This is a genomic window from Paraburkholderia strydomiana (genome assembly GCF_031456815.1).
Lineage (GTDB): Bacteria > Pseudomonadota > Gammaproteobacteria > Burkholderiales > Burkholderiaceae > Paraburkholderia > Paraburkholderia caledonica.
Map to the genome: position 1 here is coordinate 1,151,153 of NZ_JAVDVL010000001.1, position 20,211 is coordinate 1,171,363.

At 62.6% G+C, this 20,211-nt stretch carries 18 protein-coding genes and 1 pseudogene; 11 read left to right on the forward strand and 8 right to left on the reverse strand.

Going from position 1 to position 20,211, the window contains the following annotated elements:
- Positions 1–36: 36 nt before the first annotated feature.
- Positions 37–939: a LysR family transcriptional regulator gene (locus J2W46_RS05130; RefSeq protein WP_020066834.1), complete on the reverse strand. Its 903-nt coding sequence runs from the start codon at positions 937–939 to the stop codon at positions 37–39.
- A gap of 93 nt (positions 940–1,032) precedes the next feature.
- On the opposite strand from J2W46_RS05130, the gene J2W46_RS05135 reads away from it, so the two are divergent.
- Both J2W46_RS05135 and J2W46_RS05140 read left to right on the forward strand, forming a co-directional pair.
- A complete protein-coding gene (locus J2W46_RS05135; protein WP_310351845.1) occupies positions 1,033–2,295 on the forward strand; it encodes an MFS transporter in 1,263 nt (420 codons plus the stop codon).
- A gap of 30 nt (positions 2,296–2,325) precedes the next feature.
- A complete protein-coding gene (locus tag J2W46_RS05140; RefSeq protein WP_310351848.1) occupies positions 2,326–3,207 on the forward strand; it encodes an alpha/beta fold hydrolase in 882 nt (293 codons plus the stop codon).
- Positions 3,208–3,344: 137 nt separating this feature from the next.
- Here J2W46_RS05140 and J2W46_RS05145 read toward each other — a convergent pair whose 3' ends face one another.
- The gene (locus J2W46_RS05145) at positions 3,345–3,806 is read right to left on the reverse strand and encodes a winged helix-turn-helix transcriptional regulator (protein WP_310351850.1); all 462 of its coding nucleotides are present in this window, start codon (positions 3,804–3,806) and stop codon (positions 3,345–3,347) included.
- Positions 3,807–3,971: 165 nt separating this feature from the next.
- Here J2W46_RS05145 and J2W46_RS05150 point away from each other — a divergent pair, with 165 nt between their 5' ends.
- The 3 genes and pseudogenes from J2W46_RS05150 to J2W46_RS05160 form a co-directional block, all read left to right on the forward strand.
- The gene (locus J2W46_RS05150; protein ID WP_310351851.1) at positions 3,972–5,216 is read left to right on the forward strand and encodes an MFS transporter; all 1,245 of its coding nucleotides are present in this window, start codon (positions 3,972–3,974) and stop codon (positions 5,214–5,216) included.
- A 206-nt stretch (positions 5,217–5,422) separates the two neighbouring features.
- On the forward strand, positions 5,423–6,694 hold the full coding sequence (gene cls / locus J2W46_RS05155; protein ID WP_131316287.1) for a cardiolipin synthase: 1,272 nt from the start codon (positions 5,423–5,425) through the stop codon (positions 6,692–6,694).
- 54 nt (positions 6,695–6,748) lie between these two features.
- Positions 6,749–7,318: pseudogene (locus J2W46_RS05160) on the forward strand (NAD-dependent dehydratase); the annotation flags it as partial.
- A gap of 51 nt (positions 7,319–7,369) precedes the next feature.
- Here J2W46_RS05160 and J2W46_RS05165 read toward each other — a convergent pair.
- Positions 7,370–8,155: an IclR family transcriptional regulator gene (locus tag J2W46_RS05165; RefSeq protein ID WP_288826362.1), complete on the reverse strand. Its 786-nt coding sequence runs from the start codon at positions 8,153–8,155 to the stop codon at positions 7,370–7,372.
- Between the two features lie 256 nt (positions 8,156–8,411).
- Here J2W46_RS05165 and J2W46_RS05170 point away from each other — a divergent pair, with 256 nt between their 5' ends.
- Positions 8,412–9,788: an MFS transporter gene (locus J2W46_RS05170; protein ID WP_087752033.1), complete on the forward strand. Its 1,377-nt coding sequence runs from the start codon at positions 8,412–8,414 to the stop codon at positions 9,786–9,788.
- A 73-nt stretch (positions 9,789–9,861) separates the two neighbouring features.
- Positions 9,862–10,317, forward strand: a complete 456-nt coding sequence (locus J2W46_RS05175; protein WP_027778751.1) for a type II 3-dehydroquinate dehydratase — start codon at positions 9,862–9,864, stop codon at positions 10,315–10,317.
- Positions 10,318–10,323: 6 nt separating this feature from the next.
- Here J2W46_RS05175 and J2W46_RS05180 read toward each other — a convergent pair whose 3' ends face one another.
- Positions 10,324–11,292: a LysR family transcriptional regulator gene (locus J2W46_RS05180; protein WP_310351857.1), complete on the reverse strand. Its 969-nt coding sequence runs from the start codon at positions 11,290–11,292 to the stop codon at positions 10,324–10,326.
- Positions 11,293–11,395: 103 nt separating this feature from the next.
- Here J2W46_RS05180 and J2W46_RS05185 point away from each other — a divergent pair, with 103 nt between their 5' ends.
- On the forward strand, positions 11,396–12,172 hold the full coding sequence (locus J2W46_RS05185) for an SDR family oxidoreductase (protein ID WP_310351860.1): 777 nt from the start codon (positions 11,396–11,398) through the stop codon (positions 12,170–12,172).
- A 104-nt stretch (positions 12,173–12,276) separates the two neighbouring features.
- Here J2W46_RS05185 and J2W46_RS05190 read toward each other — a convergent pair whose 3' ends face one another.
- Positions 12,277–13,026, reverse strand: a complete 750-nt coding sequence (locus J2W46_RS05190) for an SDR family oxidoreductase (RefSeq protein WP_310351862.1) — start codon at positions 13,024–13,026, stop codon at positions 12,277–12,279.
- A 102-nt stretch (positions 13,027–13,128) separates the two neighbouring features.
- On the opposite strand from J2W46_RS05190, the gene J2W46_RS05195 reads away from it, so the two are divergent.
- The 3 genes from J2W46_RS05195 (at position 13,129) to J2W46_RS05205 (ending at position 15,277) form a co-directional block, all read left to right on the forward strand.
- Positions 13,129–14,049, forward strand: a complete 921-nt coding sequence (locus J2W46_RS05195; RefSeq protein ID WP_310351864.1) for an AraC family transcriptional regulator — start codon at positions 13,129–13,131, stop codon at positions 14,047–14,049.
- Between the two features lie 110 nt (positions 14,050–14,159).
- The gene (locus J2W46_RS05200; protein WP_310351867.1) at positions 14,160–14,750 is read left to right on the forward strand and encodes a helix-turn-helix domain-containing protein; all 591 of its coding nucleotides are present in this window, start codon (positions 14,160–14,162) and stop codon (positions 14,748–14,750) included.
- Positions 14,747–15,277, forward strand: coding sequence for a GNAT family N-acetyltransferase (locus tag J2W46_RS05205; RefSeq protein ID WP_310351871.1), 531 nt, complete (start codon positions 14,747–14,749; stop codon positions 15,275–15,277). Before J2W46_RS05200 ends, J2W46_RS05205 begins: the two co-directional genes overlap by 4 nt.
- A 165-nt stretch (positions 15,278–15,442) precedes the next feature.
- On the opposite strand, the gene J2W46_RS05210 is transcribed toward J2W46_RS05205, so the two are convergent.
- From J2W46_RS05210 to J2W46_RS05220, 3 genes are all read right to left on the reverse strand, one after another.
- Complete coding sequence (locus J2W46_RS05210; protein WP_087752039.1) at positions 15,443–15,736, reverse strand: GYD domain-containing protein; 294 nt, start codon at positions 15,734–15,736, stop codon at positions 15,443–15,445.
- Between the two features lie 205 nt (positions 15,737–15,941).
- Positions 15,942–17,681 (reverse strand): ShlB/FhaC/HecB family hemolysin secretion/activation protein, encoded by a 1,740-nt coding sequence (locus tag J2W46_RS05215; protein WP_374726805.1) that lies wholly within the window; start codon positions 17,679–17,681, stop codon positions 15,942–15,944.
- Between the two features lie 34 nt (positions 17,682–17,715).
- Positions 17,716–19,980, reverse strand: a complete 2,265-nt coding sequence (locus J2W46_RS05220) for a two-partner secretion domain-containing protein (RefSeq protein ID WP_310351873.1) — start codon at positions 19,978–19,980, stop codon at positions 17,716–17,718.
- Between the last annotated feature and the right edge of the window lie 231 nt (positions 19,981–20,211).

The window sequence follows — 20,211 nt, forward strand, 5'->3', positions numbered from 1 at the left end:
CGCAACGCTGAATGCCCGACCGCCGCCTTACTCTTACTATAAGGCGACGCTTTGCAGCCGCGCCGCCAGGAACTCGACGAACAGACGCGTGCGCGCGGGCAGATGCCGCGTGGGCAGCCACAGTGCCTGCAACGGCAGCGGCGACAGTTCGTAGTCGGTCAGAACAAGTTCCACCCGACGTTGCTGGACCAGTTCACCGATCTGCCAGTACGCGGCCCGGCCGATGCCGAGACCGCTCGCCACCGCGTCATTCAGCGCTGCCGTGCTATTGCTTTCGAAGCGGCCGCGCACTTGCACCGACTCGTCCTCGCCGCGTTTGCTGCGGTAACGCCACAGCGAGGCGTCGGGTAGCGCCGAACGCACCACGCAATCGTGCTGCTTGAGATCTGCGGGCCGCAGCGGACGCCCGCGCGCTTCCAGATAGGCAGGCGACGCAAACGTCACGCGACGGATCGTGCCCAGCCGCCGCGCAATCAGATTCGAGTCAGGCGTCTCACCGATGCGGATTGTGACGTCCGCACCGGTCGTCGCGGGGTCGTCGTACTCCTCGGAAAGATCCAGCGACGCCGTGAGTTCAGGATAACGCGCGAGAAACGCTGCTAGCAGCGGCGCGATATAGCGCGGACCGAACAGCGTCGGACCGCAGATGTGCAGACGCCCCGACACGGTCGTCGCGTAGTCGGCAAGTTCCGCGCGCGCCATTGCCAGATCGCCCAGCACCTGCTTGATGCGCGCGTAAAACTTCTCGCCTGCAGTGGTAAGCCGGCACTGACGGGTGGTACGCGCAACGAGCAGCGTGCCCGCCTCGCGCTCCAGCACCTGCAGCGAGCGGCTGACCGCCTGTAACGACTTGTCGAGCCTTCGTGCGGCGGCGGTCAGGTTGCCCTCTTCCGCGATCGCGACGAAGGTTTCGAGATCGCGTAACGATCCATTATCCATTTTTACGGGAGGAAGAGTCAGTTGGCAGCCTGATTATCTATCACGAATGTGCAGGTAGCATTCAGAACATGGTTTTTGCCGGAGCGCATGTCCATGTCAGCGAATGAACCGAATCCATCCGATGTCGCCGCGTCGGCGCGCATTCCCACGCGACCTTATGCGATCGCCGTCGGCATTGCGGTACTGGGTCTCTACGCGTCGCAGGCATTGGTCAACGATCTCGCCACCTCGATAGGACTCGGTCCGTGGGCTAACCTTGTGACCATGCTTACGCTCGCCGGCTACTCCGCCGGGCTGCTGCTTCTGGTGCCGCTCGTCGATCTGTTGCCGAACCGCCGGCTCATCATCGCGACACTCGGCGCACAGGTGGTGTCGTTGGCTGTGGTCGCCGCCGCTCGCGAGCCGGTAGCGTTTCTGGTCGCGTCGTTCTTCGTCGGCTTGACGTCGAGCGCAATCCAGATGCTGGTGCCGGTAGTCGCCATGCAGGCGCCGGAGGCGGACCGCGGCCGGGTGGTCGGCGACGTGATGAGCGGGCTGATGCTCGGCGTGCTGCTGTCGCGGCCTGCGGCGAGTCTGATCGCCGGCGCGCTCGGCTGGCGCAGCTACTATGCGATCGACGCCGTCGCGCTCGCCGCGATGACCGCGTGGCTCTGGACGCATGTGCCGGAACGGCGTCCGGCGCACCGTAGCTCGTATGCGGCGCTGATTGTCTCGCTGCTAGGTCTGATCCGCGACGAGCCGGTGCTGCGGCGCCGCGCGCTTTATCAAGGCTTGCTGATGGTGTCGTTCAATCTCTTCTGGACCAGCGCCGCACTGAAGCTCGCAAGCGCGCCGCTTCGGCTCGGCCACACCGGCATCGGCCTGTTCGCGCTGGCCGGCGCGGGCAGCACGATCATCGCGCCGGTTGCGGGACGCCTCGGCGATCGAGGTTTCGACCGGCAAAGCACGATCGCCTTCCACACGATCGTCGTGCTCGCGGCCGGCATCGCGCTAATTGGAGGCAGCGACCACTTGTCTCCTGCCGCTTCGCTCACGCTGCTAGTCGTCGCTGCACTGCTGCTCGATCTCGGTGTGATCGGCGATCAGGCGCTGGGGCGCCGGGCGGTCAACCTGCTCAATCCGCATGTGCGCGGTCGAGTGAACGGTCTTTTCACTGGACTCTTTTTCGTCGGCAGCGCAGTCGGTGCGTTGCTCGCCGGACCGGCGTGGGCTCATGGACACTGGACAGGCGTGTGTGTCGCCGCCGCCCTGTTCGCGACGGCGGCCGCGGCGCTGCATGTTCTGCAGACACCTGCATCCGCACAAGCCGCACCGCCTGCACAACCTGCACAACCTGCAAGCGAGCACCGGACGTGAAACTGCATTCCTGAACCGGAGGACCCCACCATGGACGCAACCCGCCGTACCTTCCGCTATCCGACCGTGAGCATCGATGGCGTCGATATTTTCTACCGGGAGGCCGGCCCGAAAGATGCGCCGACTGTTCTGCTGCTGCATGGCTTTCCGTCATCGTCGCGAATGTACGAACCACTGATGCCCTTCCTCGCGCGCGAGTTTCATCTGGTCGCACCGGACTATCCGGGCTTCGGCAACAGCGAAGCGCCCTCGCCGGATCGCTACACGTACACGTTTGACAATTTCGCACGGTCGATAGAACAGTTCACCGACGCGCTAAAGCTCGATCGTTATGTACTCTTTATGGCCGATTACGGTGGCCCGGTGGGATTCCGTCTTGCAATGGCGAGACCCGAGAAAGTGACCGGCATTGTGGTCCAGAACGCGGTCGCGCATGAGGAGGGACTCGGACCGTTGTGGGAAACGCGCAAAGCGTTCTGGAAAGACCGCGCCCAGCACGAAGAGCGCTTATGGCTCAATCTCGCGTCGCCGGACGCGTTGAAGCTGCGTCACGTGGGCACGAGCCCCGATCCGCAGCGCTACGATCCGGACAACTGGCACGAGGAGCAACACTTCCTGGCGCGCCCCGGACAGGCCGCGATCCAGACCGATCTCTTCTACGATTACCGCACGAATCTGGAATCCTATCCGCGCTGGCAGGCCTGGTTGCGCAAGCACCAGCCGCCGACGCTCGTGACGTGGGGCAAATACGATCCGTCGTTCACGGTGTCGGGCGCGCACGCTTACCAGCGCGACGTTCCTGACGCGGAAGTGCATGTGCTCGATGCGGGCCACTTCGCGCTCGAGGAGGCGAGTGATGAGATCGCCGCGCTGACGCTGGACTTTCTGCGGCGAGTGCATCGAACAGCGTGATGGCGACTTTACAAGAGGGTGCAGTGGTGTCGCGTCTCGACGTGTTGAGCATTTTTTTCGCTACCTGTACATGTCGAATTCATTTCGCGTCAGTGAGGCACCCTGCGCAACTATCGTCGCTGCACCCATCGGTATAGTCAGTTGCTAGACCCGCGCCGCGACTTCTTCACGAAGGTATCAGCCGGCGCCAGCGCGCCCCCATCCGCGCTGCGTAGTGCCACCTTAGGCACCGGCCTTCCACTTGCACGGTCGATCAACTGCGAACGCTTTTCGCCGCGTCCGAACAGGTTGCCTTCGCCCCACTGACGCAACGTGACGATTACCGGAAAGAGCGCTTCGCCCTTCGGCGTCAGGATGTACTCCTGATAGGCGGAACCGTCCGACGCGGCGACCACTTCGAGCACCCCCGCTTCGACGAGGCGCCGCAGCCGGTCGGTCAGTATGTTGCGCGCAATGTCCAGGCTCTCCTGGAATTGCCCGAAGCGGCGCACGCCGTCGAACGCGTCACGCACGATCAGCAGAGCCCACCGGTCTCCGACGATATCGATCGCTCGTGCCACCGGGCACGACGAATCCGCAAGACTCTTACGCGCAGCCATCTGCAACACCTCCTGTTGACCAAACCATTGCCGTTCAGCCCGCGCGCAACACGAAGAGATGAAAACTTCGTCACGCCAGAACCAGTTGCATTTTAAAACAAGCGTGAATACACTTCACGTAGTTTCATTTTGCAACTACGTTTCAGTTTGCGGAAAGGACGATAAATGGATTCCGGATGCACACAATGCGTTGTGACGGACCGGCCCAGGTCACGCGAGGTTCATGCGGAGCACGCCGTAGCGCCAGCGCTGGTTCTACTTCTCGCAATGTGTTGCGCGATGAGCGTCGCCAATGTCTACTACGCGCAACCGCTGCTCGACGCGATTGCCGCGGACTTCGGCATCCAGCAGGCGGCGGTCGGCGGAGTGATCACGGCAACCCAGTTAGGTTGCGCGATGGCCTTGCTGCTGCTCGTCCCGCTCGGCGATCTCGTGAACCGGAAACGCCTGATCGGTGCGCAACTGATACTGCTCGCCGCCGTATTGACCATGACCGGAATCGCGGACTCGCCGCTCATGCTGATGATCGGCATGGTCGGCGTCGGAATGCTCGGTACCGCCATGACGCAAGGACTCATTGCATACGCAGCGGCGCTGGCGCACGAATCGGAGCGCGGCCGTGTGGTCGGCGCGGCTCAAAGCGGTGTGGTAATCGGGCTGCTGATAGCTCGCTGCTTCGCGGGCCTCATTACCGATCTGCTCAGCTGGCGGTCCGTCTATCTGATATCGGGGCTGCTGACAATCGTCATGCTGATCGTGCTGCGGATCGCACTGCCCGCGCCGCGCGTGAACCCCGTCAAAATGAGCTACGCAGAATTGCTACGTTCGATGCTTACCCTGCTTGCGTCGGAACGCGTGTTACAGGTTCGAGGCGCAATCGGCCTCCTCATGTTCGCGGCATTCAGCAGCTTCTGGAGCGCTCTTGTCTTACCGCTGAGCGCCCCACCGTTTGCGATGTCGCATACGCAGATCGGCGCCTTCGGGCTGGTTGGCGCAATCGGGGCGTTGGCGGCAGCCAGAGCCGGGCGCCTTGCCGATCGCGGCCTTGGACAATGGACTACCGGCGCGGCGCTCGTGTGCCTGCTCGTGTCGTGGATACCTATCGGTTTCATGCAGCACAGCATGCTCGCGTTGATCGTGGGCATTGTGCTGCTCGACATGGGTGGCCAGGCGGTCCACGTCATCAACCAGAGCATGATCTTCCGGCTTCGGCCTGAAGCACAAAGTCGCCTGGTCGGTTGCTACATGCTCTTTTATTCAGCGGGAAGCGGTCTGGGCTCGGCAACTTCTACCTACGTATTTGCGCGCACGGGTTGGGCCGGCGTCTGCACACTGGGCTTTGCGTTTAGCATGGCCGCGTTCGTGCTGTGGGCTGTCACGCTGGTTCTCGCGAAGGTTGCGTCCCGCTAGATAGTTGGGCTCTCGTTTTGCAACCGGTCGCCGCTCGGCCAAATTAACTCGGCATTGAGCGCCGACATGTTCACCACTATCGGCCAGATCCGATGAACGGCGCGAGCAAAGGCGACGCAACATGCGTGCGCTTGCCGACCCATGCGCTGCTCAAAACGCCCGTACACTTATGGTTCCGGACGGACGTCCGCTACGGGAGGCTGCGCATGCCGACGATTGCCCTGATCATCCTGACGGTCGCCGTAACGCTCGCTATCGTGCTCGTCATCGCGAACCTGACGAGCGGCGAGAAGAAGATCGAGCACAAGATCGAAAGGCTTTACCCGAGCAACGATCCTCAGTTCACCCGCTCGATGGGGCTGCTGCTCGGGCCACCTGTTGTCGGGGGCAATCAATTCCAGGTGCTCGTAAATGGCGACGAGATCTTTCCGTCGATGATGGAAGGCATACGCTCGGCGCAGCACACCATCACATTCGAAACCTTCATTTACTGGTCTGGCGCGATCGGCGAAAAGGTTGCGCATGCATTGTCCGAGAAGGCGCGTGCGGGTGTCGCGGTGCATGTGCTGCTCGACTGGGTCGGCTCGTCGAAGATGGATAAGCGCTATCTGGAGATGTTGCGCGAGTCGGGGGCCGAAGTCATCCAGTATCACAAGCCGCACTGGACAGGCCTTGGTCGCATGAACGATCGCACGCACCGCAAGCTGCTCGTGATCGACGGACGCATCGGCTATACGGGCGGCGTGGGTATCGCCGACGAATGGACCGGTCACGCGCAGGACGAGAAGCACTGGCGCGACACGCACTTTCGCGTCGCGGGCCCGGCGGTCGGACAGATGCAGGCTGTGTTCATGGACAACTGGGTCAAGGCAACCGGAAATGTACTGCACGGCTCGCCATACTTTCCAGAGATCGACGCTGCCGGTGACGGCCTTGCGCATATGTTCAGCAGCTCGCCCTCGGGCGGCAGCGACGACATGCAGCTGATGTACCTCATGGCTATCACCGCCGCGACGCATTCCATCCACCTCTCGAGCGCCTACTTCGTGCCCGACAAGCTGACGATCAACGCCATCGTCGAGGCCGCGAAGCGCGGCGTGAGGGTGCGTGTCATCACGCCGGGCAAGCATATCGACACGCGCACGGTGCGCGAGGCATCGCGTGCTTGCTGGGGCGACCTGCTGGCGGCAGGCGTCGAAATGTACGAGTACCAGCCGACCATGTACCACTGCAAGGTGATTGTCGTAGACGAGTATCTGGTGTCGGTCGGCTCGACCAACTTCGACAGCCGCTCGTTCAAACTCAACGACGAGGCCAATCTCAACATCTACGATCGCGATTTCGCGCGCCAGCAGACAGCGATTTTCGACGACGACGTCGCTCGCGCGAAACGCATTACGCTCGAAGACTGGCGCCGTCGTCCGCTTGCCGAGAAACTGCTGGAACGCACAGTGGCGCTGCTCGATCCGCAGCTTTGACGATTGGATCGGCACGCCTCACTTGCTTTACTTCAATCAGCGGGCAACGGTATTCGTCCGCACACGATCATTGGCTTCGCGATCGGCAACGCGATGAACATGGGCATGACGCTGGCCGTCTATGCAACGCTGTGCAAACACACGGGTCAGCCGTTCGTTTTCCCGGGCTCCGCCGCGCAATGGGAAAGTCTCACCGACATGACCGACGCCCGCCTTCTCGCACGGCATCTGGAATGGGCCGCCACCTCGCCGAATGCGCGCAATGAAGACTTCAACGTGGTCAACGGCGACGTGTTTCGCTGGAAATGGCTGTGGCCGCGACTGGCGGAATACTTCGGCGTGGAAGCGGCTCCGTTCGACGGCGTCGTGCGTCCGCTTGAAAATCGCATGCAGGATGCGGGCAAGCAATGGGCCGACATTGCCGCACAGTTCGATCTGCGCGAAAGCGATATCGGCAAGCTCGCGTCGTGGTGGCACACGGACGCGGATCTGGGGCGTCCCATGGAAGTACTCACCGATATGACGAAGAGCCGCAAGGCCGGATTCCTCGATTATCAGAGCACGCCTGACGCATTCTTCGAACTATTCGACCGGCTCAAAGAAGAGCGGCTCATTCCGCGTTGAGCCGAAGCGCGGCAGCCAGCCGCGCCGGTCACGTCAGTTACGTCTGTTGCGTCAGTTACGTCCGCGATCGAATAGCGGCGATGCGTGGCTCGCGGCAGCCAGTTCGGCGGCTGCTGCGAGCAGCGTCGGGCCGAGGCTCGCCATGCGCTTCTCGTTGAGCCGCACGAGCGGTCCCGCTATGCTGATCACGCCGATGGCGGGATAACCGCGTCGCAGGACGGGCGCGGCCATTGCCGTCATGCCGGGCGCAAACACTTCGTTAATGGTTGCATAGCCGCGCTCGCGCGCCGCATGAACGAATTTCAACAAGCCGGCAATTGTCGTCGGCGCGTTCGGGCCGTACTGCTTGGGCTGCCCGAAGCCTTGCCGCGAGACGAGTTCCAGCGCTCGCTCGTCGGTCATCGTCATCATCCATGCGTGGCCGGTGGCGCTGCACGACAGGATCGTGTCCATGCCCATGTCGGGGTCGTAGCGCAGGCCCTTCAATGCGCCTTGCGACTTGGCGACCCACGTCAGTCTGTCGCCGTCGACTATTGCAAGCCGCACCAGTTCGCCCGATTTTTCGGCGAGGCGATCCAGTACGGTCTGTGCAATATCCACGATCCCCGAGGTCGCGAGATACCCCAACCCCAAGCCGACGAGCTTGGTTGTCAGCACATAGTCGCCGTGCTCGCGCAACTGCCGCACGTAGCCGCAATTTTTCAAATCGACGAGCAGGCGGTGACACGCGCTGCGCGGAATATCGAGCTCGTCCGCAATCAATGCGAGCGGCGTGCCTTCCATCTGCGTGGCTAGAAATTCGAGGACCGCCATGGTGCGTTCTGTGACGCCGGGCATATCTGTCTCCGGAGGTCCGCGTGCCTCAGCGGAACGCGGTGAAGCCGAATGGTTGCACGATATGAAACGAAATTCCACCCTGGAATAGCGTCCCACCTACCAATGCTAACCTTGGTTCACGAGATTCCCAATGCCCCCAGGAGTCCCGGCAAACAGCAATTTATAAAGCGCGAGAGCAGCGGACGGCGGCGACCGTCGGCACTTCCGCCATATTCCGCACGGCACGTTTTGCACGGCGGCAGGTCAAGGAGACAACATGGCACATGACGCACAACACAGCACATCTGCGGCGATGCGCACGCGCGCGGTGACCGCCGCCGCAATCGGCACCGCACTGGAGTGGTTCGATTTCACGCTCTACGGCGCATTGGCCGCAACGGTACTGCCCAAACTGTTTTTCCCTTCGATGGACTCCACCTCCGCTTTGCTGGCTTCGCTGGCAACGTTCGGCGTGGGTCTCGCCGCGCGTCCGCTCGGCGCGATCATCTGCGGACACCTTGGCGACAAGCTCGGGCGCCGCAATTTGATGCTCGGCACGGTCACGGTTATGGGTCTCGCTTCGATGATGATGGGCTTGCTGCCCACCTATGCCAGCATTGGCGTATGGGCGCCGATTCTGCTCGTCGTATTGCGCATTCTGCAGGGCTTCGCGCTGGGTGGAGAATCGACGGGCGCGCAGTTGATGGCGATCGAACACGCCAGTGCGGATCGCCGCGGCAAGTATTCCGGCCTGCTGGGCTTGTGCTCGCCGCTCAGTCAGATCATGGCGAACGGCGTGCTGCTATTGCTCGCGTCCACGATGTCGGCGAGCGCGTTCGACTCGTACGGATGGCGCATACCGTTTGTGCTGAGCTTCGTGCTGGTGATCGTCGGTGTATATATCCGCCTGAAGGTCAGCGAGACGCCGGCTTTCGTCGAGTTGCGCAAAACGGAGGTCGTGCACGTGAGCAGTCCGCTGCGAGACGCGCTGCGTCTGCACTGGCGAACCGTTCTGCGCTGGATGCTGTTCTTCTGCGGACCCGCTGCGATCTTTTATCTGATCGTCGTGTTCTCGCTCAGCTACATCACGAAGACGCTTGCCATCCCGAAGCAAACCGGCTTTCTGCTGTTGATGGGCGCGAACGTCTGCGCGATTGTCGGAGCGCTTGCCGGCGGCATGCTGAGCGACCGGATCGGCCGCCGCAAGGCGCTCGCCATTGGTTCCACGGCAACGCTGCTGATGCTGTTTGTCTACTTCCAGATTCTCGACACGAAGAGCTTCGTGCCGATGCTTGCGGCCATGGGCTTTTTCCTGGGCTTCACGCAGTTCCAGAGCGGCATTCAACCCGTCGCATTCGCGGAAGCCTTCCCGACTAACGTGCGCTATTCCGGTTCGGCCCTCGCCTACACCGGCGCGAATCTCATCGCAGGGGGGCCGATGCCCGTGCTCGCGGTATGGCTGTTCTCGGTTTGCCACGGTTCGCCGTGGGGCGTCGTGGCCGTGTGCGTCGCGTTCAACGTCATTTCACTGATCGCGATTCTGACGGCGCGCGAAACGCTTGGCATCGACATGAACCGCACGGATTCCACTTCCGCAGTGACGGGCGATGCGGGCTATGTATCGGCCGGCATCGGCAACGGGCGCCACACTTGAGACTTGTCCCGCCTTCGCGTCTTCTTGTCACGCATTACGCAACTTCCGCATTTATGAAACAGGCAAACCGATAATGACCGACCTCGTCTATGTGCTGAACGGCTCGAACCTGAACATGCTTGGCAAGCGCGAGCCGCATCTCTACGGAGCGACCACGCTTGCGCAGATACAGCAGCGGGTCGAGGCGCTCGCTGAGCAACTGGCGCTGACATGTGACTTCCGCCAGACCAATAGCGAAGCGACGCTCGTCGACTGGTTGCAGGAGGCGTTCGAGCGCAACGCTGCAGTCATCATCAACCCGGCGGGCTTCTCGTTTGCGTCGGTGCCTGTCTTCGACGCCGTCAAACTTATCCAGCAACCGTTGATCGAGCTGCACATCACCAACATCCATAAACGCGACGAGACGTATCGGCACTCGCTGATTTCGCGTGCAGCGACGGGGGTGATTTGCGGTCTCGGCGCGAACGGTTACCTGGTCGCATTGCAGGCGATGGCAATGGCGCTTGGGAAAACGCCGGCATTCGACTAACGCGCTTTACTGTCCGCGTTCAAGCTTGCGCGCGCGGGCAACTGCCTCGATGAGCTGGTCCCACGGAGCCGGAGACGGAAAGACTTCGGCGAGAAACGCAACGAACGCCTTCACGTTCGGATTGCCGCGCCGGCTCTCCGGCCATAGCGCAGTCAGCGGATGGCGGGCGTGCGCAAACTCGTGCATGACCGGTACCAGTTCGCCGCGCTTCACATACGGCGCCGCGATATAAGTCGGTGAAAGGCCTATGCCGCCGCCCGCGACCACAACCGCTGCAACTGCGTCGCTGACGTCGATGGTAATGGGCGCGTCCGGCACAATCTCCAGCACGCTCTTGCCCGTTTGGAACGGCCACCGCGCCGGCTGACCGGTGCTCTGATAACGGAAATTCACGCACTCGTGTGCCTTGAGCTCGTCTGGATGCCGAGGCTCGCCGCGTCGACGCAGATAGTCGGGCGATGCGAACGTACAAAGCCGGTGCGGCGCAAGGTGACGCGAGATCAACCGCGAATCGCCGGGGTCGCCAGCACGTATTGCAATATCGACGCCTTCCGCGATGAGGTCCACATATTGATCGCCAAGGCGCAGGTCGACATTCACGTTTGGATATCGCGTGCGAAAGCCGGGCAGCGCTGGCGCGAGGATATGAACGCCAACCGGCAGCGGTGCCGTGACCTTAATGGTGCCGGCGGGTTCAGCGCGGGCGGCGACCACTGCCTGCTCGATGTCTTCCGCTTCGCGCAGCAGGCGCTGCGCGCGTTCGAGCAGGTCGCGGCCTTCCGGCGTCAACGTGAGCGAGCGCGTGGTCCGGCTGAAGAGTCGCAACCCGAAGTGCTGTTCGAGCCGCTGCACGCTTTTGCCGACCGCGGACGGCGAAACCGACAGCGCTCGCGCCGCCGCTGTGTAGCTGCCGAGCGAAGCAGCCCGCGCGAAGGCGATCAGGCCCGTCAGTCGTTCAATTCCGATTTGTTCCATGATGGCATGATTAAAGCGAATCTCAACCCAATTATCAAGGCCACAGCTTCAATTTAATCTGTTCTCCAACGACGCCGCGATGGCGTCTTCAACGGAGAACAACATGAGCAACGCATCGAGCATCGGCACTTTCAGCAACGTCGCAGGCGGCCAGTCGCTGCGCGGACAACTCGAAGGCAAGACCGTGGTGATTGTCGGCGGCACGTCGGGTATCGGCCTCGCGGCCGCGACTCAGGCCAAGGCCGCCGGCGCACACGTGATCGTGGTCGGTCGCAACGCGGCGAGCACGGAAGAAGTAGCCACGAAGCACGGCTTCGACGGCTGGCGCGCGGCTGACGTTACCGACGGCGTTGCGCTCGAAGCTGCTCTGAGTGATATCGCGCGAGTCGATCATCTGGTCTTGCTGGCCGGCACCTTCGTGGCGGGCAAGGTTCGCGAGGCCGAGGTCGACTATCTTCGCCGCGCGTTCGACGAGCGGATGTGGTCCGCGGTCCATGCGGTGCGCGCGGTGGGCGACCGTCTGAGCCAGGACGGTTCGATCACGCTGATCTCAGGCGCGCTCGCCGACCGCCCCAACGCAAACGGGACGGCAGTGCTCGCCGCTGCTTCCGCCGCGATGGAGGCTTTCGCCCGGGGCCTTGCGCTGGAACTCGCGCCGGTTCGCGTCAACACGTTGTCGCCGGGGCCGATCGACACACCGATCTTCAGCAAGGCGCTCGGCGCGAACCGCGATGCGGTTGTCGAGTCGATGCGCAATTCGCTGCCGTTGAAGCGCTTAGGCACGGCGGACGAAGCCGGCGCGAGCGTCCTCTTTCTCATGACCAACGGCTGGATGAACGGGGCGACGCTCAACGTCGACGGCGGATCGCGGCTCGTGTGAAAGAGTGCGCGCCGAGCGCATGCAACAAACGGTGTCGATCAGGAAACCGATCGCTGCGGCGTTGCATCGCTTCGGGCAAATCCGTTCGACGATAGGCAGCCGGTTCAGCGAGCCGCAGACGCCCATTCTTCAGCATCGGCACCAGCTGGAATGTGCATCGGGGCTGACGGATCGGTCGCGGTGCGCCACACCGCTTTGGCGACGTCCTCCGCATGCGTGATCTGCGAGGACGTATCCGCGAACTGCGCAAAGACCTTCTTGCCGAGATCCTCGTACGCCTCGTGCTCAAACCCGTGCATGTTGGCGCGCGCGTTTTCGCCGAAGCGGGTATCGGGCGCGCGGCCCGGCAACACCAGACGTGCCCGAACGCCGAATTGCTCGAGTTCCAGCGCCATCGACTCGGTAAATGCATTCACTGCTGCTTTGCTTGCGCGATACGCGGCGAGCAGCGGCAGTGCCCTCAACGTCACGCTCGAGGTCACGTTCACGACGACGCCGGCGCCGCGCTCGCGGAACTGCGGCAGCACTGCCTGCGTCATTGCGATCGTGCCGAACGTGTTGGTCTCGAACACCTCGTGCACCGTCGATAGCGGAGTCAACTCAGCCGGAGATGCCGCGCCGATACCCGCATTGTTGACGAGCACGTCGATCGGCCCCGCCGCCTCAACGGCCTCGCGGATGCTGTCCGGGTTCGTAACGTCAAGCGCCAGTATGCGCAGGCGCTCCGAAGGCGGGAGCACGTCCGCGCGCGGCGTGCGCATGGTCGCCACGACGTTCCAGTCTTGAGCGAGAAAATGGCGGGCAATTTCGCGACCGAAACCGGAAGAGCAGCCAGTGATAAGCACGGTTTGCATTGAAACTCCTGTGGGAAAGGTTGGCGACTGCTCGTACGATAGATTGCTCGCGCCGTACTCGCTACAATCAAACGTCCGAATTTCATTTGCGAGAGTCCGACCATGACCGACCCACTTGCCGAAGTGGTGACGCTGCTGCAGCCGAGTGCGCGATTTTCGAAGCTCGTTTTCGGCGCGAGTCCGTGGCGCATCAGTCGCTCGGACGCAGGCCAACCGTTCTATTGCGTCATACTCGAAGGCGGATGCCGCATCGCGATCGACGGGCACGATCCAATCGAATTGACGTCCGGCGATTTCGTTCTGATTCCCGCAGCCTACGGCGTCGCCATGTCGAGCCTTCAGCCTCCGCCGCCGGGCATCGAAACGCCCGCGCCCATCGCGCTCGGAAATGGCGAGTTCAGAATCGGCGCGCCTGGCAACAAGATCGACGCACGAATGATGGCGGGACATTGCACCTTCGGTTCACCGGATGCGTCGCTGCTGGTTTCGCTGCTGCCGCAACTCGTGCATGTGCGTGGCGAGCAGCGGCTCGCCACGCTCGTTGACCTGGTGCGGGAAGAATCGCGCGAGCAGCGACCCGCGCGTGAAGTCGTGCTCTCTCGGCTTCTTGAGGTGTTGCTGATCGAGGCGCTGCGCTCATCCGCAAAAACCAACGCATCGCCGGGTCTGGTTTGCGGGCTTTCGGACTGCCGGCTCGCAGCCGCGATTCGCGGCATGCACCAGCGCCCGACGCACGCGTGGACGGTCGCCGAGCTTGCGAAAGAGGCCGCCCTCTCGCGCTCGACGTTCTTCGAACGGTTCAGTCGCGAGGTCGGCGTAGCGCCGATGCAATATCTGCTCACCTGGCGCATGGCGCTCGCAAAGGACATGTTGCGACGGAACGCGGGGCGCATTGCGGAGATTGCAGAACGCGTCGGCTACAGTTCCGCAAGCACATTTAGCGTCGCCTTTACGCGGCACGTCGGCCGGCCGCCAACCCAATATGCGCGCGACGAGCAAGCCGCCACAAACGCGGATTCATAGCGGGTTGTGTCTGTATGCGCCGCGTCACGTCGCGCCGCGTAGGTCAACGACTTGACAAGCCAGGTCACGCCATCTAGTTTACCGGACAATTCTCTCCATTAAACTGGAACATGGACGTTCACCAGATCATCGCGCGACGCATTCGCGAACTGCGCGACGCAAAAGCGTGGTCGCTGGAGACGCTCGCCGAGCGAAGTTCGGTGAGCCGCTCCAACATCTCGCTTATCGAGCGCGGGGAAAGTAGTCCGACCGCGGTCGTGCTCGACAAGCTCGCAACCGCACTCGGCGTTCCACTCGCGTCGCTCTTCGAGCATCCAGATGCTGCTTCAGCAACCGAGCTTTCTCCGCATTCGTCGTTGCGCGATCAGCCGGTATGGAAAGACCCTGTTTCAGGATACATACGGCGTAACGTGTCGCCGCCCGCGTATTCGCCTATCCAGTTGGTAGAAGTGGATTTTCCGCGCGGCAAGGAAGTGAGCTACGACACAAGCGCGCGCGACGCCGATATCCATCAACAGATATGGCTAATTGACGGCTCGATGGAAATCACGGTGGGAGAACGGAAATGGCAACTCGAAACCGGCGACTGTCTCACCATGAAACTGGACAGCCCGATTCGTTTTCGTAACACGTCGCGCCGGCGCGCTCGCTATCTCGTAGCGTTGTGCACTTTGCCCTCCGACTCGCGGAGCGAAAGATGACTGAATCAATAGCCGTTCGGCGCGTCGGCGCTGACGAAGCAATGCGCTACGCCGATCGGCTCGCCGATCTACTGATCGACTGCGTCGAAGGAGGCGCGTCGGTCAGCTTCATGTTGCCCATTTCGAAAGAAACAGCGCTGCAATTCTGGAAGCAGGTGGCCAACGGCGTAGCGCGCAACGAAAGAATCCTTCTTGTCGCTGAATCCGCGGACGGCAAGCTCGTCGGTACCGTGCAACTCGTCACTGCGCAACCTGAAAATCAGCCGCATCGCGCGGACGTCGCGAAGATGCTCGTTTGCCGTGCAGCGAGGCGCCAAGGCATTGCCGCGCGGCTCATGACAGCCGTCGACGAAGAAGCGCGGCGCGCGGGCAAGTCCGTGCTCGTGCTCGACACGGTGACGGGCGGCGACGCCGAGAGACTTTACGAACGCGCAGGCTGGCAGCGCGTGGGAGACGTGCCCAACTATGCGTTGATGCCTGACGGAAGGTTTTGCGGTACGACGTTCTTCCATAAGCAACTGCGGTAGGCGTTCAGCGCTGAATCCGGCACGGCCGTTAGGGGCGCGTTCCGTCGACCTCACGTTTAAAAGATCCGATGCGGCCACCGTTGAATGCGAACCGCTCTCCGATCGCCGCACGACGGATCAATAGTCGGTGAGGCCTCACGCTTCGCCAGGCTGATGCGAACCGTCTTATGGAAGCTTGCCGATACATGCGCTGAATTCGTCGGCGGAGAAGGCGCGAAGCGTTTGCGTCTTGACGTTCCCCGCTGAACCTAGCGCAAGGCCGAACGACAAAAAGCTCTGCTCGTCCGGTGCTTCAACGATGGTGACAATGTCGTATTGCCCCATCGTCCAATAGATCTCCCTCATTTCACAGCCAAAGCTCCTGGCCATTTCCGCAGCCTGACCAGCGCGTTGCGCGCTGTTTTTCACGTTGCGTATGCCTTGGTCAGTAAATTGTGCAAGAACAACATATGTCGCCATGACGTTCTCCTCACTTCCTGCCGGGACCCAGACGCGCAAGACGAACGCGAACGGCTCCGCGCTCACGCACTTTGGACAAGCATCCCGCGCGTAAGCCCAAGTATATGCAACCGATCTAGTGAAAAATCGTCGATTACTAGCCGTCAGTTACGCTAAGTATTTGTCGAGACTCAATGGCAGCGATTTGTGCCGTGCCCGCTGCGCTTTAACTGCCGATTGAAACGAAGAGAAGTACCATCGGCGCTTTGGAGCCGCCCGGCGTCGGTGCGCGAAGCGGCACGCCGTAAGTGCAGCGGAAATCGACGAAACGCGACCATTGAAAACGCACTCCCGCACCGACGCTGACCAGCGAACCGTTACCTGTCTCCGCAGGTTGGTCGATGCGATTCCACACATGGCCAGCGTCGATGAACACAAAGGGTTGCGCCGCCGCGCTGCTCGTGCCGAACGGCAACGCGGGCGCGCGCAATTCGGTCTGCACGTTCCAGCCGCGATCGCCCAGCACGACATACGGCTCGTAACCTCGCACGCTGGACTCTCCTCCCAAGCCCATTTCCTCGCTCGGCAACAGCGTGTTCGGCGTCCACTGGAACGCGCCTCGCCCGCTCAACGTGAATCCGCCGCCAAGCGCGAAAGCGCGCTGCGCAGCGAGTTGCAGATACGCGTAGCGCACTGTCGCGCCGTGTCGCGCCGTGGCGAACGCTGCGTCGTTGTTGGAGCCGTCCAATCTGCCGGGACTTGCCACAAGCGTTGCCGAGGCATGCGCTGCTCCCGCATCGCCCGGCTTGCTGAAATCGTACGTGAGCAGAAACTGGTGTATGTGCGTGTTCGAGTTGAACACCTGAAAGCCGCCGAATTCCAGATCGTTATTGCTGCGCTTGAAGTCATACCCGAGCTGGACGAGTTGCGCCGCATCCGCCGTCGTCGGCAAACGCCAGTCGTAGCGGAAACTCATCTGCGCCGAAATGCCGGTTTGCCCATAACTGTCCGGCAGGCGCGGCGTGCTTTGCGCATAGACGCCGAACATTTCGATGCTGTCGTGCCACGGCAGAGGCACGATATAGCTCAGCGCGTGGGCGGTGAAACGCGCGCGATTGGCGCGTCCCTCAATGTCCGGATTGCCGCTGAAAAAATCATTGCTGGCCGTGAATTGATATGCGATGTGCTGGTCGAGCCCGAACAGATTGCCATAGTCGATACCTGCGAAAAAACGGTCCCGGCCGAGGTCGCGCACACCCGCATTGTCGTACCCGGCGTTCACCCGCAGCGGCAGGCGGTCGTCGGTCTGCAAGATGACGTCGGTCGAATTCGCCGCTTCGCCTGGCGCGAAGACGGCATCCACGCGTCGATAGGGATTTGCGTTGAGTACGGCCAGACCCAGCGACACGTCCGATTGCAGAATCGGCCCGCCCGCTTCGAGCGGCATTTCGCGTTTCAGCAGGTCGTCGGAGAAGTAGCGATTGCCGCTCGTGCGCAGCTGCCCCAGGCGAAATTCCGCGACCGCAACACGCACGACGCCAGAGCTTACGTCCTGCTCGGGCACAAAGACATCCACGAGCGGTTTGCCGGCGGCTCGATAGTGCTCGACCACGGCGCGGCGGATTTCAGCGAGCCGTCCAAAGGTGAGCGGCTCGCCGAGATCGGCCTCGAACGTGCGGAGAAAAGCCGGGTCGAGTTCGGGCAACGACTCGGCGGCAACGCCTGGGTGTGTGGCCGCCGCTGGCGCATTCGCGCCCGCGGGTTCGAATATCAGACCTTCGAGCTTCGCCACCGCGACTTGCGCGGATTGCGCTTCGGACTGCGCGGAAGGTTGCGACGGCGCGCTGCGCGGAGTCGGCGGCGCCGGCCGCGGAGCGACGTCGCGCCAGGCCTGCGCGAACCCCGGCGAAGACTGAAGAGCCGCCAGCAGGCATGACGTCACCAGCGCCCACCGCAGGGGCGGCACGCGCGACGGCTCGTCCGCGAATGAAGTGCGCCGCCTAATGGGCAAGCTGCCAGCGCAACACGGGTTGCGTCGCGCCTGACGGCATCGCCCATACGCCGTTCGGTCCGAAGTCATAACCCGCGAAGTTCGCCGGGTCGCTCATCTGCGCGGTGGTCAGGCCGTTCGACGGCGGCAAGCTCCCGCCACTCGCGGGCTGCCCTGTCGTCTCCTTGTTCCAGTAGACGTCCGGCGCGAGTGTGCCTGAGCCGAACGCAATCACGCCGTGCGTGGGCATGCGTTGCGTTTGAACCGCGCCTGTCGCAAACGACTGCGCGACGGTTCCCTCGTTAATGCCGACCAGCCCGCCGCCGTACCCCGTCGAGAAAACCGGACTGACGCTGCCGGTTGCATACGACTGCGTAATCGAACCGAGGTTGTAGCCGACGAGTCCGCCGTTCGCGTCCGAGCCCGAGACCGAGGCACTGCTCCACGAGCGCTCGATGTTGCCGTCGTTGCGGCCGACCAGCCCGCCGAACGTGGTGCCGTTCTGGAAGAGTTCCATGGCCACGCCGGTCGAATGCGCATTCGCAATCGTGCCCTGGTTCACGCCGGCGAGCAGGCCGCTGCCCGAGTGGCTCGTGCTCACCGAACCGTTTTCCACACCGACATCGCGCAGCACGCCGGTCTGCCCGACAAGACCAAACAGGCCGGACGAATAATCCGTGCTGAAGTCGGCAATCTCGATCTTTGCGTTGCGCACGTTGTGCCACATGCCGTCGAACTGGCCGGTGAAAGGCGTCGTATGGTTGCCGATCGGCGTCAATGTGTAGCCGCTCGCGTCGATGTCCGTACCGAGCGCGTAATTACCCGCCAGATCCTGAGAAATGTTCTGGAGGTCCGTCACGTTATTGACCAGCTTGTAGGCGGTGATCTGCGTGATCTGACCGCTGCCGGCCGCGGCAGCCCATGCGGTATTGGCCAGCAACGTGCCGGGACTGTACGTCCCGTTCATGTCGTAGAGCGCATTGACGAGGCCCGTGCTGCGCGACCAGTCGATCACACCGCGATTGGCCACGCTGCCACCGTTGTCGATGCTGGCGGAGTCCGCGCGCAACGTCAGGCTCCCGCCGCCCTGGTTGCCGACGGTTGCACCTTGTGCGATCGTCAGGTTGCGATACGCAGCAAGCGTCAACGAGGCGTTGCCCTGCCAGCCGATTCCCGAGTTCACGTCGATGTCGCCGGTGCTGCCGTTCGCGCCGGTCGTTTGCACGTTAACCGATGTGCCGGTGCCGAGACTCGTGGAAAGCGCTTGCGCCGCGTTGCCGTCTACGGTGAATGCCGGTGTCGCGATGTTCCACTGGTTAGCCCGGACCGTGGCGCCGCCGGTTGGAAATGCCACCGTGTCCGCGCTCATGTCGACGGTGCCGCCGGTTGCCTCGATCGTGCCGCCTGGCTGCAGCGTGCCGTGTCCCGCAACGAGCCACACGTGTCCGTCGCGCGTGGTCGTGCCCGTTGCGCGGATCGCTTCGTTGTTGCCGGCGAGCGCGTAGATGTTGCCGTCAACGGCTTGCAGGCTGACCTGCGCCGCCTCGATCAAGCCGCTATTCCCGATGGTCCCGCCCGCGCCCTGCTGGCCCGGTTGCACGAAGACCTGCCTGCCCGAGGACGAGTCCTGCAGCAACACCTGCTGTCCGACTGCCAGTTCCACCGTGCCATTCGGCGCGCTGATCGTGCCGGCATTGGCCACCCGTTGCCGCGCGATGAGAAACACGTCGCCGGTGCCGGATCCGATCGTCCCCATGTTGACGATGCTCGCGCCGGAATTGCCCGCGAGTGTCAACGGCTGGCCGTTCATGAATGCGTCGATGTCGACGACGTTGAGCGTCGACGCGACAAAACGTCCGTTCGTCGAAATTACGCCTCCCGAGCCGACAAGGATGCCTTGGGGATTGATCAGGTAGACGCTGCCGCTGGCCGTGAGCGTACCCATGATGGCGGACGGAGAGCCGCCCGTGACGCGATTGAGCGTCGAGCCGTTACCGTTGGCGAACACGACGCGGTTGCCGCTGCCTATCGAAAAGCTATTCCAGTCGACGACGCCCCGGCTCGAACCCTGATTGATGGTCACCGTCGTACCGTCGCCGCTGATGGAGCCGTTTCCGCGGACGAAGCTTCCGCCCGCGGGCAGCGCACCAGCGGCGCGCGCTTCGATTGAAGCGACGCAGCACAGCAGCGCCGCAGCAAGCGGCAGGAGCGCATTGCGCGCACCTCGCCGACGTGAGTTTCCCAGGTCATACCCTGCCGGCGAAGTCTTGATCATCTCGTCTCCTGTCCCACTCGATGGGCGCCGCATGTCTGATCTCTTGCGGTTATGGCGCCACATGACCGCTGCACGCACGCCGTATTATTACAGCCGGTTTCAGGAGCACAATGAGGCCAGGTGAGCGGGATATCGACGGAATGTGCCTAAACGTCTGCAGAATTGGCCACGCCGGGAACAGCGCGTGCGGCAATGCGAATGCGCAAACCCATGATTTCCCCAATAGCAGCC